This window comes from Caldalkalibacillus mannanilyticus JCM 10596 (genome assembly GCF_000615945.1).
In the GTDB taxonomy this organism is placed as follows: domain Bacteria; phylum Bacillota; class Bacilli; order Caldalkalibacillales; family JCM-10596; genus Bacillus_AT; species Bacillus_AT mannanilyticus.
Genome location: NZ_BAMO01000001.1, coordinates 15,465 through 27,739, shown reverse-complemented (window position 1 = coordinate 27,739; position 12,275 = coordinate 15,465). Strand labels below are relative to the sequence as shown.

Genomic DNA, 12,275 nt, shown 5'->3' with positions numbered 1-12,275 from the left:
TCTATGAACGCTTACGCCAAACAATAAGAGTAATAAGTTCTACAATCGCAAAAAAAGCACCTTTCACGTATTGTCTATTATATATCTGACCTAAACCCATAAATAAAAGGGATAACCAAGCACTAATCTTAGCCGAATGTTTTCGATTTGGTGTGTGAGATTGCATACTTTGTGCTGCCACACGAATGCCGCCTTTCTGTATCTAAATGATGTTTCATCATGATGAATAAGAATCAATACCGTAAGAGATATTGATTCTTATTCTATGAATTCCCTCTTTTTTCCTTATTCGCAGCTTATTTCCCTGCTTTAATCGCCTCTTCAATTTGTTTCACTGCTTGATCTAGAGCCGTCTGTGGATCTGCATTGTCATTCCAGATGACAGAGAGAGCTGTCCCCATTGGCGTCCATACTGCTGGCATCTCAGGAATGTTAGGCATTGGTACGGCATGAATAGCTTGGACTAAGAAGGCTGAGGAAACTTCATCCTCTTTGATCGTTGGGTTATCCAACAAAGCCGTACGTGGAGGAAGTTGTCCTGTCATTTCAAAACGTTTTAAAAGCATTTCTTCACTCGTAATAAATTGAGCGAATAGTGAAGCGGCATTAGGATACTTAGAGTAAGCATTGACATAGAAAGAACGAATTCCTGAAAAGCTTGTAGGTACCTTGCCATTATCTAACACAGGGAAAGGAATAACACCAAAGTTAACTCCTGCATCTCTATACCCTTGTACAGCCCATGGACCATTTACATCAAACATTAATTGACCATCTTGTCCTTGAAATAATGAACCCTTGATGTCATAAGAAACATCTGCACTGTTTAATGGAAGAGTGGCTGCTTTTATTTTTTGCATTAATTGTCCTGCCTTCACAGCTCCTTCTCCGTTTAAGCCTACATCTTCAGGATTTGTATTGTTATCTCCAAAGACATAACTACCGTACCCACCAATGAAAGCATACATAAAATAGAAATTTCCTACTTCCGCCATAAAACCATACTTATTTTGTTTCACATCGGTAAACTCTTGTGCCATTTCGATGAGTTCATCCATCGTATTAGGTAGCTCCTGAACTAAATCCTTATTATAGAAAATCGCATATGTTTCAACTGCTGTTGGATAGCCATATAAAACTCCATCATATGTTGTTCCTAGAGTAGCTGCATCCATAAATTCAGCCTCATACTCCTCTGGCCAAAAGTTCTCAAGAACGATGCCTGCAGAAACCATAGCTCCTAAGTGATCATGAGGAGCAGCAAAGACATCAGCTCCTAACCCAGCAGGGCCATCTGTCTGTAATTTAGTAGGCGCATCTTGGAAGCTCACTTCTTCAAATTTAACAGGGATTCCATACTTTTTCTCAAATTCTTGAGCTGCAAATTCTGTAAAGCCTTTTTCTGCTCCACCTGATTCCCATACTGTAAGAGTGGCTCCTTCTTCAGGAATTACTTCCTCATCCACTGCCGCTACGTCTGGCTTTTCATCTGAAGAAGAATCTGGTGTCTGCTCATTTGTTGGGCTAGCACCACATGCTGCCAAAGTAAATATGAGTGCGAAAATCAAAAGTAAATGAACTGCTTTTTTCATGTTAAACCCCACCTTTTTTAATATTTGTATACCATTTCTTGACTTGATTCTATAAAACAGATGTCAATCAAGAAAAATGTACCCACTTCAAAAAAAACAAAATATTCTGAACTAATGAATCGTTTTGGCAGAAAAGAAAGTACCTCTATCTGGAAAATAATTCTATTTGCTTTATGCAAACGGTTGCTCTATTGATTAAAAAAATAATAAGGGTAGTCATATATATGTAGCTGAAAATCTACATATGAAAATAAAACCATCTTTTCACAGAAAGCGCAACCGTTTTCATACCACCATTTAACCATATCTTTTTCTTTTTGAAAAGACCTTTTTTAAAATATAAATGAAGAAAATATGTCGCCTCGATGACAAAATCTACTTTTTAGCTTTTAAAAAAAGGTTCCCTAGAACTGTATTCTAGGAAACCCTTCTTGATCTAGCGACATGAAACAATAGGTCTTATTGACCTTTTGCTTTAGAAGCTAATTGAGCAAATGCTGCTTTATCATTGATAGCTAAGTCTGCTAACATCTTACGGTTGATCTCGATTCCAGCTACTTTCAATCCGTGCATTAAACGGCTGTAAGAAAGACCGTTTTGTCTTGCAGCTGCATTAATACGAGTAATCCAAAGCTTACGGAAATCACGCTTACGGACGCGACGGTCACGGTAAGCATATAAGAATGATTTCATTACCTGTGCATTGGCAGTTTTAAATAAACGGTGTTTAGAACCGAAATATCCTTTAGCTAATTTCAATACTTTTTTACGACGACGACGTGCAACATATCCACCTTTAACTCTTGGCATTGTAATTCCCTCCTAGTAATCTTAAGGTCTTATAGACCTAACATTCTTCTTGTACGGCTGTAGTCACCAGCAGTCATAATAGCTGCTTTACGAAGCTTACGCTTTTGTTTTTGTGATTTATTTGAAAACATATGAGATGTAAATGCGCGAGAACGCTTAATTTTTCCGCTTCCTGTTACTTTAAAACGCTTTGCAGCGCCCTTGTTTGTTTTCATTTTAGGCATGATGAGTCCTCCTTTTATTTCTCTGCTTTCGGCGTTAGGAACATAATCATACTACGGCCTTCCATTTTAGGCTTCTTTTCCACTTCGCCATACTCCGCAATGTCTTTTGCTAATTTTTCTAAAACTTGTAAACCGATCGATGAGTGAGTGATTTGTCGACCACGAAAACGAATCGAACATTTCACTTTATCACCCTTCTCTAGAAACTTAACTACATTACGCATTTTGGTATTGTAGTCATGCTCCTCAATTGTTGGGCTAAAGCGAACTTCTTTAATATTGATGATCTTTTGATTCTTACGAGCTTCTTTGTCCTTCTTCTGTTGCTCGAATTTAAACTTTCCATAATCCATGATGCGACACACAGGTGGTTTTGCTTGTGGTGCAACATTGACTAAATCTAATTCTGCATCCACGGCTAACTGAAGTGCTTCACGTATAGTTAAAATACCAAGCTGCTCACCATTGACCCCAATCACTCGAACCTCACGAGCTCGAATTCCCTCATTGACTAAAAGTTCCTTGCTAATAATTTAACACCTCCATCGTTTTATCTGGACCATTGCAAAAACATAATAAAAAAGTGCGGGCATACCACGCCCGCACTTAGATTAACTTCTCATCTTAACCTGCCAACGTCATTATCGATCAGGTGAGAAGCGGGTCGCTTCTGCTTACATTGTCCGTTTATTTAATTACCTTAACAAGAATAGCATTCCATTCTTGAAAAGTCAAGGGAAAGAACTTATTTCTTTTCTATGATCTCTTCCGTCATCATGGAAATAATCTCAGGAAGTGGCTTGGCTCCTAGATCTCCTTCTCCTCTTTTTCTTATAGCCAGACTGTTGCTTTCCACTTCTTTATCCCCGATGACAAACATGTAAGGTACTTTTTGAAGCTGAGCTTCTCTAATTTTGTACCCGATCTTTTCATTGCGTGAATCTACTTCCACTCGAACTCCACGCTTTCTTAGCTCATCAGCCACTTTTTGAGCATAGTCGGCATGAACTTCTGCAATCGGTAAGATCATGGCTTGAACAGGAGCTAGCCATGTTGGGAAGGCTCCTTTGTATTCCTCAATGAGATAAGCGACAAAGCGTTCCATTGTGGATACCACTCCTCTATGGATCACCACAGGACGATGATGCTTGCCATCTTCTCCAATGTACGTTAGATCAAAGCGCTCCGGTAATAAGAAGTCTAATTGAACGGTAGATAGGGTTTCTTCTTTCCCTAATGCCGTACGCACCTGCACATCCAATTTAGGACCATAGAAGGCTGCTTCTCCTTCAGCTTCAAAATACTCTACTCCAAGATCATCCATCGCTTCCTTCAGCATGCTCTGCGCCTTTTCCCACATCGCATCATCATCAAAGTATTTTTCTTTGTCCTCAGGGTCGCGATATGAAAGACGGAAGCTATAATTATGAATAGCAAAGTCCTTGTATACTTCTGTAATCAGATTGACAACTCGGATAAACTCTTCTTTAATTTGATCAGGTCGTACAAAGATATGAGCATCATTTAACGTCATTCCACGAACACGTTGAAGTCCACTGACTGCCCCGCTCATTTCATAGCGATGCATCGTTCCTAGCTCAGCGATACGAATCGGCAATTGACGATAGCTGTGCATTTCTTGCTTATAAATCATCATATGGTGAGGACAATTCATCGGACGAAGAACCAATTGCTCATTATCCATTTCCATGACAGGAAACATATCCTCTTGATAATGATCCCAGTGACCTGATGTTTTGTAGAGCTCCACACTTCCTAATACAGGTGTATATACGTGACTATAGCCTAGACTCTCTTCCTTATCTACGATATAGCGTTCTATCATTCTGCGCACAGTAGCTCCCTTAGGCAGCCATAAGGGAAGACCTTGTCCCACCTTCTGAGCACTAGCAAATAGGTGTAATTCTTTCCCTAGCTTGCGATGATCGCGTTCTTTTGCTTCCTCTAGAAGTCGAAGGTGCTCGTCAACATCCGCTTGTTTAAAGTAAGCGGTCCCGTATACTCGTTGCAGCATTTGATTATCGCTATTTCCTCTCCAGTAAGCACCTGAAATGCTTAATAGCTTAAATGCCTTCATCTTCCCGGTTGCAGGAAGATGAGGACCACGACAAAGGTCAAAAAACTCACCTTGCTCGTAGATGGAGATCTCTTCTCCTTCTGGCAACTCACGAATTAATTCGATTTTGAGGTGGTCGTTCAATTCTTCATAGATTTTCAGGGCTTCTTCACGCGAAACCACCTTACGTTGGATCGGAAGATTTTCCTTAATAATTTTATTCATTTCCTTCTCAATTTTGGGTAAATCCTCTGGAGTTAGGGATACAGGCAGATCCATATCATAATAGAAACCATCCTGAATGACAGGACCAATTCCTAATTTTACATCATTGAATAACCGCTTAATCGCTTGAGCCATAAGATGGGCTGAACTATGTCTGAGAACTTCAAGCCCCTCTGGAGAGTCCTGTGTGACAATCTCTACTTGATCACCGTTATGGATCGATGTGGTAAGATCTACTACCTTTCCATTGATTTTCCCAGCTAATGCCTTCTTTTTTAGTCCTGGACTAATCGAAGCAGCTACATCCTCTACAGTAGCGCCTAGATTATACTCTCTCTGTGCTCCATCAGGTAGCGAAATAGTTAATTGTGACATTGTTCTTTCCTCCTTTTTTAAATAAAAAAAAACACTCCTCCCAGCAGTAGGGACGAGTGTGGTTTCGTGGTTCCACCCTAATTTCATAGATAACAGGCGTCTAAAAAAACGCACACAAAAATCTATGCTCAAATCATGATAACGGATGTTCCGACTATAGATACTTATGTTCACTATAGTAGCTCTGAGGTGGTAAATCATTGGCATCCTTTAAGGGCTTACAGCCAAGACCCTATTCTCTGTAAAAAGATAATTCAAATGATTCGTGTCCTCTTCATAGCTGATTCATTCAATTCATTATCTAGTATTATAAATAGCAGGTCAGGCTTCGTCAAGTCTTAACCTCTATTCTTCTTTGCTGTTTCCAATCCTGACAATGCGGGCAATGAGTGCAAATGATGACTTGATCCCCAAATATTTTTTTCAGAGTCTGGATCACAGGAAACTCTGGTTCTTCGGTATGAATATGTAATTGCCTTGGATTCATGGTAATCAAGGTACTGACAATAATGTCATCATTACCAATCGAATGCTCAGACCATTCTGTCATATAGCTCTCTACTTCTGACTCCGCGATCCTCTTCCCTCCCCCATCAAAAAGTAAAAATTGATGTCCTCCTCTATGGTAGACGTGGAGAAAAGGAACCTTTGATTCCTGTTTCGAGATAAAATAACGCAAAAGCTGTATAAATTCCTGATACTCTTTATCTAGAATATACTCGTCGACCGCGTATTCAATCACTTCATCCAATTCCTCATAGTATTCCTTTAAGCGAAAGCGAATGAATCCTTCTAAATCGACATCTCGCTCTTCTTCTAAGTACTCGTAGGCTCGTTTAAATACTTTACACTTTCGCTCAACAATCTTCGGTTCATTCCTTGTTTCATGATCTTCCTCCAAAAATAAAAAAAAGTTGCAATATCGATAAATATTTTCTATTTGAACAGGGTCCTCAAAGCAAAAGTCGTACTCAATTTTCTGGCGAACGACTTCTTCTTCCACATGCTCCACAATAAATTCTGACATAGCCGTGCTGAAATAATGCCTATATGTGTCTACCACTTCTAGGGCAGATAAATGATTAGGGTATGTATCGCAGCATAAACTAAGGCGATAATCTTCACTCTTTTCAAATGAAAAAGTAAACTGATCTTTCTCTAAGCATTTTAATTCTTTTTCTAAAAAAGAAATAAATTCATTCCACAGGGTTCCTGATGCTGGTACAATCCTCAGTATTTCCACAATACCACCACCTATCTAAATAATACATTGCCTCTTTCTCTAGTGTATGGTTCTAGTGTGTGGAGTATACATTTTCGATTGTCATCACCGCCAGAAACATTTACAGCGCATAAAATAGAAAAAAAAGACGGCAATACTGGAAGAGTTGTCCCTGTCTACTAAAAAGGGCCCCTATCCAAGCTACCGTCTTTTTTATGGTGTTTAATTCTGCATGACAAAATCTTTTTCTACCTGATCTCCCTCTTGGAAGATACGCAGGATATCATATTTCGTGTTTCGTTGAGCTGGGATTTTCCCCGCTTCTCGAATCAATTGGATAATTTGTCCTGTGTTTACTTTATAAGTACAAGCTGCCGCAGAAACAACATTCTCTTCCATCATGGTTGAACCAAAATCATTGCAACCAAAGGAAAGAGATTTTTTCCCTATCTCAGGTCCCATGGTAACCCAAGAGGATTGGAAATTAGGAATATTATCTAAGACAATTCTAGATATGGCTACATTTTTCAAGTACTCCTCAGGTGGGGTTTTTTCTGCTCTAAGGTTGGTATTCTCAGGCTGAAACGTCCATGAGATAAACGCCAAGAAGCCATTTGTTTCATCCTGCGCTTCCCTTACTCGGTGCAGGTGCAGTGCTCTTTCTTCTAACGTTTCGCCGAATCCAATCACCATTGTGGCTGTCGTATGCAAGCCAACCTTATTGGCAGTTTTCATACAATCCATCCAGTCTGTCCATGAGCCCTTCAGACGGCTGATTTTCTTACGAGTACGATCATCGAGGATTTCTGCCCCTCCTCCAGGAATGGAGTCAAGTCCTGCCTCCTTCAATTCACGTAAGACCTGCTCCAGCGATAAACCCGATACCTCAACCATTTTCCAAACCTCCGCAGGAGAGAAGGAGTGCATATGAATGTCAAAGCGTTTCTTAATATTTCTTAGTAAATCGGTATAATAGGAAAAGGGAAGATTAGGTTGGTTCCCCCTTGCATTAGGATTTCCGTTCCTCCAACATCTATTGTTTCCTGAATCTTCTTATATACCTCTTCATCTGGAAGAACATATCCTTCAGCACTGCCTGGTCCTCGGTAAAAAGCACAAAACTTACAGTAGACATCACATATATTCGTATAGTTTATATTTCTCCCAATGACAAAGGTAGTAATGGGCTCAGGATGCCACTTTTGCATAATTTGATTTGCCGCATGCCCCATTTTTTCAATTTCGTTACTCTCATATAAGCGAAGGGTGTCCTCAAATGTTGCTCTTTCTCCAGCTAACACCTTCGTTAATATTGCATCGATACTCATAGGTAACCTCCAATACTGGATTCCGTGTATTCATTCATTATCTTTTTTATCCTATCATATAATCGGTTATTTGCCCATGTTTAGCTACACGAAAAAATACCTTTTAGCGCAAACCTGATGAAGGCTACAGCTAAAAGGTATAATAGCTATTCAAAGTCAATATTCGATAGCCTGTCTTATCTTCCCGATTTATCGTATGGTGTGACTAATGTCTACACAAACTGGACCAAGGTTAATGATTAAGAGGACTGCCATGTTTCGTCACATCCAGAATGATTTTAGAGTGAGGTAAGTATGTAATCTCATAAACGCCTTTAGTCCTAAAATCAAACTTGTTGTACATATTAATAAAATCACCATGATCTCTAGTAATAACAATTCTTTTAAACCTTATTTTACTCCCACCATTTCTAGTATCGATCACTTCTACTACTTGACTTTCGTGTTCCTCAAACGAATCTAATATCACTGGATAAGATGCGAGAATTGACCATATTATGAAGAACACACCCAACGGTTTACCAAGTTTCGTTTTCTTTCCCTTCCATCTAAATTCCTGCTTACCAATTATAAATGTGATTCCCACACAGAACATGGTTCCAGCCACTACCATATAAAAGATAATTATTTGAACAATATAGATACTCATCTGCAATCCTTTCTATCCTATCACATCATCTGTACTGTACTCATGTTTAGCTACACGAAAAAATACCTTTTAGCGCGAACCTGATGAAGGCTACAGCTAAAAGGTATAATAACTACTCAAAGTCAATATTCGATAGCCTGTCTTATCTTCCCGATTTATCGTATGGTGTTCCTAGCGCTGAAGGAGCAACAGCACGTCCTACAAAGCTAGCCAAAGCGATAATTGTAATCAGGTAAGGGAACATAAAGAGAAACTCTTGGGGCACATAATTGGTTAAACCAAAGCTTTGTCCTGTAATGGCTAAGGCATTGGCAAAACCGAAGAATAATGCTGCTCCCATCGCTCCTGTTGGATGCCACTTACCGAAAATCAAGGCGGCAAGAGCCATGAAACCTTGTCCTGAGATGGTATTATGAGAGAAGTTTCCAGAGAAAGTTAAGGGATAGAGAGCTCCACCAAAAGCAGCTAACGCTCCACTTAGCATAACTCCAATATATCTCATTCTTAATACCTTAATCCCCATGGTATCAGCCGCTTTCGGATGTTCACCCACTGAACGAAGTCGAAGACCAAAAGACGTTTTATAAACAACATAAAAGATAATAGCCACAATCGCAAAAGCAATATAGGTTGTCGGATAAGCTGTAAATAAGACTCTCCCAAAAAACGGAATGTCACTTAGTACAGGAATCGTTATTTTTTCTAATCCCGATAAGGTAGGTGTCTGACCTCTGCCGCTAAAGATTGACTTTACTAAGAAGATAGAAAGTCCAGCAGCTAAGAAGTTAAGCGCCACCCCACTAACAACCTGATCTGCTTTAAATGAAATCGAAGCAACCGCATGAGGTAGTGAAAACAGGATTCCCATCAGCACGGCAACCAGAATCGCAAACCACGGGGCAAAAGCTCCTAGACCCCACTCTGCACCAAATAGCGTGAAAATGGCTGCACTGAAGGCTCCCATAACCATGAGGCCTTCAAGACCAATATTAACAACCCCAGAACGCTCAGAGAATAGGCCACCTAAAGCGGCTAGCATAATCGGTGTAGCAAAAATAAATGTATTATGAAGCATCGATGCTAAAATATTAATATCCATCTCTACGTAACCTCCCTCTGTTCCTTCTTTTTCCTTTTACTCAATATCCATTCAACCACATATTTAGAAGCTACGAAGAAAATAATCAGTGCAATTACAACATCGATAATTTCCGTTGGTACTTTTGATACTCCTTGCATCGTAAGCGCTCCAACCTGTAAACTACCAAATAATGAGGCAGCTAAAATAATACCAATGGCTGCATTTGCACCTAGAAGGGCTACAGCGATTCCGCTAAAACCAATTCCAGTAAATCCTGCTCGAATAGGCATATAGCCATACGTTCCTAATCCTTCAACCGCACCAGCAATTCCAGCAAAAACACCACTGATCATCATAGACAAGATGATGTTTCTTTTTACATTCATCCCCGCATATTCGGATGCGTGACTATTAAAACCTACAGCTCTAAGTTCAAAGCCCAGTTTAGTTCGAGTTAAAATAAACCATAATGCCAACGCACCTAACAGCGCGATAAAAATCCCAATATGAATCCTTGATTTATCGAACAGATCCGTTAACCATCCTATTTGCAGAGAAGCAGATGGAACAATTCTTTCTGTTCTTTCAGAAGAAGATTTCAAAAATTCTCTGATTATATAATTCGCGGTATTCAAGGCAATATAGTTCATCATGATGGTTGTGATAACTTCATGAACATGAAGCTTTGCCTTTAAGAAACCAGGAATGAAAGCCCACAGTGCTCCTGCTACCCCTGCCGCTACGATTGCCAATGGAATGTGAATGACAGCCGGTAAATCAAATGTCACTCCCACATACACGGCAGCTAGCCAACCGACAATTAATTGACCCTCTACCCCTATATTAAAAAGACCCGTTTTAAAAGCAAACGCTACTGCTAGTCCTGTTAATATAAGCGGTGTAATTGCTCTTATTGTTTCCCCTAGTACATACATATCACCAAAGGCACCTTGGAATAGGGAAACATAGGCACCTAATGCATCAAAGCCAAAAACCCACATAATGATGGCTCCCGCAAATAATCCCAGGACGACGGACACAAGCGGAACAGTGATGGAGAATAGTCTATTGTTCATCTAATGATCACCTTCTTTGCTTAACAGTACTTCCAGCCATTAATAATCCTAATTCTTGTTCAGTCGTTTCCTTCGGATTGACAATCCCTACAATCTTTCCTTCATAAATAACAGCGATTCGATCACTTAAATTCATAATCTCATCTAGCTCTAGTGAAAGGAGTAAGACCGCTCGTCCACGATCTCGTTGTTCAATAATCCGTCTATGAATGTATTCAATGGCTCCTACATCAAGACCTCTTGTTGGTTGAGCAGCGATTAAGAGTGCTGGATCTCGATCCATTTCTCTGGCTATAATCGCTTTTTGCTGGTTCCCTCCTGAAAGGGCTCTAGCAGGTGTTAATTCTGACGGAGTTCGCACATCAAACTCTTCAATCAATCGTCTAGCGTGGCTATAGATTTGAGCATAGCTTAAGATTCCATTCTTTGAAAAAGGAGGTTGATGGTACGTTTGAAGTACAATATTCTCTCCGATGGTAAAGTCTAATACTAACCCTCTTTTATGTCTGTCTTCAGGAATATGCCCTAGCCCTTCACCATACATATCTCGAGGCGTGTTTCCTTGAATGGATTTACCTTTGAGTTTAATTTCTCCTGAGTGGACCGACTGTAGCCCTGCAATCGCTTCAATCAACTCTGATTGCCCATTTCCATCTACCCCAGCAATACCCAGGACTTCCCCTTCAAACAATTCCAGACTTAATTGATCAACCGCATTGATGCCACGATGGTCTTTGACCACAAGGTCTTTGATCTCTAGTACCTTTTCACCTGGTTTGCTTTCCTGCTTGTCCACCTTAAAGGTAACTTCACGTCCCACCATTTTAGCAGCCAGATCATCTTCATCCGTTTCACTTACAGAAAGACTGCCAATCCATTTTCCTCTTCTTATAATGGTAACTGAATCGCAGACTTCCATAATTTCTTTGAGCTTATGAGTAATAAGAATGATGGATTTCCCTTCTTTGACAAGCTCTTTCATAATTTGAATCAATTCTTTAATCTCCTGAGGAGTTAGCACCGCTGTAGGCTCATCAAAAATCAGGATCTCTGCTCCGCGATATAGCGTTTTCAAAATCTCTACTCTTTGCTGCATCCCCACAGAGATATCTTCGATCTTTGCTCTTGGATCTACTTTAAGACCATATTGGTTCGAGATTTTCTCCACTTGCTTGATGGCTTCAGCCATGTTTATTTTTCCGTATTGACTAGGTTCCATACCAAGAATGATGTTTTCAGTCACGGTAAACTTATCTACAAGCATAAAGTGCTGGTGAACCATGCCTATCCCTAAATCATTCGCCACATTTGGATCAGTAATCTTTACTTTTTGACCTTTTACATGAATTTCTCCACCCTCAGGCTGATAAAGCCCGAACAAGACATTCATCAAAGTTGATTTTCCTGCTCCATTTTCACCTAGGAGAGCGTGGATTTCTCCTGGTTTTACCTTGAGATTAATGCCGTCGTTTGCCACAATTCCTGGAAACACTTTCGTAATCTCTCGCATTTCAATGATGTATTCCATCACTTGTCACCTCCCAAAGCTTTGTTCAGGCTTCCTATAAGTGCAAAACAAGGCTAGACCAGCTAGCCTTGTTATTTGTTTATAATGA

Annotated in this window: 11 protein-coding genes, 1 pseudogene and 2 other annotated features; all 12 genes and pseudogenes read right to left on the bottom strand. The window is 39.9% G+C overall.

What is annotated here, in order from left to right; all coding sequences use genetic code 11:
- Position 1 precedes the first annotated feature (1 nt).
- The 12 genes and pseudogenes from JCM10596_RS29845 to JCM10596_RS00115 all read right to left on the bottom strand — a co-directional run bounded on the left by JCM10596_RS29845 (position 2) and on the right by JCM10596_RS00115 (position 12,187).
- Positions 2-181, bottom strand: a complete 180-nt coding sequence (locus JCM10596_RS29845) for a hypothetical protein (protein ID WP_234410352.1) — start codon at positions 179-181, stop codon at positions 2-4.
- Positions 182-296: 115 nt separating this feature from the next.
- Positions 297-1,592, bottom strand: a complete 1,296-nt coding sequence (locus tag JCM10596_RS00165; RefSeq protein WP_025025418.1) for a sugar ABC transporter substrate-binding protein — start codon at positions 1,590-1,592, stop codon at positions 297-299.
- Positions 1,593-2,051: 459 nt separating this feature from the next.
- Positions 2,052-2,402: a 50S ribosomal protein L20 gene (gene rplT / locus JCM10596_RS00160; protein ID WP_025025417.1), complete on the bottom strand. Its 351-nt coding sequence runs from the start codon at positions 2,400-2,402 to the stop codon at positions 2,052-2,054.
- Between the two features lie 29 nt (positions 2,403-2,431).
- The gene (rpmI, locus tag JCM10596_RS00155) at positions 2,432-2,626 is read right to left on the bottom strand and encodes a 50S ribosomal protein L35 (RefSeq protein ID WP_025025416.1); all 195 of its coding nucleotides are present in this window, start codon (positions 2,624-2,626) and stop codon (positions 2,432-2,434) included.
- A gap of 14 nt (positions 2,627-2,640) precedes the next feature.
- The gene (gene infC / locus JCM10596_RS00150) at positions 2,641-3,159 is read right to left on the bottom strand and encodes a translation initiation factor IF-3 (protein ID WP_081791827.1); all 519 of its coding nucleotides are present in this window, start codon (positions 3,157-3,159) and stop codon (positions 2,641-2,643) included.
- Between the two features lie 38 nt (positions 3,160-3,197).
- Positions 3,198-3,308: a sequence feature (ribosomal protein L20 leader region), on the bottom strand.
- A 63-nt stretch (positions 3,309-3,371) separates the two neighbouring features.
- Complete coding sequence (gene thrS, locus JCM10596_RS00145) at positions 3,372-5,303, bottom strand: threonine--tRNA ligase (RefSeq protein ID WP_025025414.1); 1,932 nt, start codon at positions 5,301-5,303, stop codon at positions 3,372-3,374.
- 45 nt (positions 5,304-5,348) lie between these two features.
- Positions 5,349-5,590: a binding site (T-box leader), on the bottom strand.
- 44 nt (positions 5,591-5,634) lie between these two features.
- Positions 5,635-6,546, bottom strand: a complete 912-nt coding sequence (gene ytxC / locus JCM10596_RS22950; protein WP_025025413.1) for a putative sporulation protein YtxC — start codon at positions 6,544-6,546, stop codon at positions 5,635-5,637.
- A 201-nt stretch (positions 6,547-6,747) separates the two neighbouring features.
- A pseudogene (mqnC, locus tag JCM10596_RS22945) lies at positions 6,748-7,853 on the bottom strand (cyclic dehypoxanthinyl futalosine synthase).
- A 232-nt stretch (positions 7,854-8,085) separates the two neighbouring features.
- Entirely contained in the window at positions 8,086-8,508 is a 423-nt protein-coding gene (locus JCM10596_RS00130) for a hypothetical protein (protein WP_025025412.1), read from the bottom strand.
- Positions 8,509-8,644: 136 nt separating this feature from the next.
- Positions 8,645-9,601 (bottom strand): ABC transporter permease, encoded by a 957-nt coding sequence (locus tag JCM10596_RS00125; RefSeq protein WP_025025411.1) that lies wholly within the window; start codon positions 9,599-9,601, stop codon positions 8,645-8,647.
- Positions 9,602-9,603: 2 nt separating this feature from the next.
- Positions 9,604-10,659, bottom strand: coding sequence for an ABC transporter permease (locus JCM10596_RS00120; RefSeq protein WP_025025410.1), 1,056 nt, complete (start codon positions 10,657-10,659; stop codon positions 9,604-9,606).
- Positions 10,660-10,666: 7 nt separating this feature from the next.
- Positions 10,667-12,187, bottom strand: a complete 1,521-nt coding sequence (locus JCM10596_RS00115) for an ABC transporter ATP-binding protein (RefSeq protein WP_025025409.1) — start codon at positions 12,185-12,187, stop codon at positions 10,667-10,669.
- Positions 12,188-12,275: the final 88 nt, after the last annotated feature.

Bases quoted from the DNA above. Each gene is read 5' to 3' on its own strand.
- JCM10596_RS00165 (WP_025025418.1), bottom strand. From the start codon at position 1,592: ATGAAAAAAGCAGTTCATTTACTTTTGATTTTCGCACTCATATTTACT.
- rplT (WP_025025417.1), bottom strand. From the start codon at position 2,402: ATGCCAAGAGTTAAAGGTGGATATGTTGCACGTCGTCGTCGTAAAAAA.
- rpmI (WP_025025416.1), bottom strand. From the start codon at position 2,626: ATGCCTAAAATGAAAACAAACAAGGGCGCTGCAAAGCGTTTTAAAGTA.
- thrS (WP_025025414.1), bottom strand. From the start codon at position 5,303: ATGTCACAATTAACTATTTCGCTACCTGATGGAGCACAGAGAGAGTAT.
- JCM10596_RS00125 (WP_025025411.1), bottom strand. From the start codon at position 9,601: ATGGATATTAATATTTTAGCATCGATGCTTCATAATACATTTATTTTT.
- JCM10596_RS00120 (WP_025025410.1), bottom strand. From the start codon at position 10,659: ATGAACAATAGACTATTCTCCATCACTGTTCCGCTTGTGTCCGTCGTC.
- JCM10596_RS00115 (WP_025025409.1), bottom strand. From the start codon at position 12,187: ATGGAATACATCATTGAAATGCGAGAGATTACGAAAGTGTTTCCAGGA.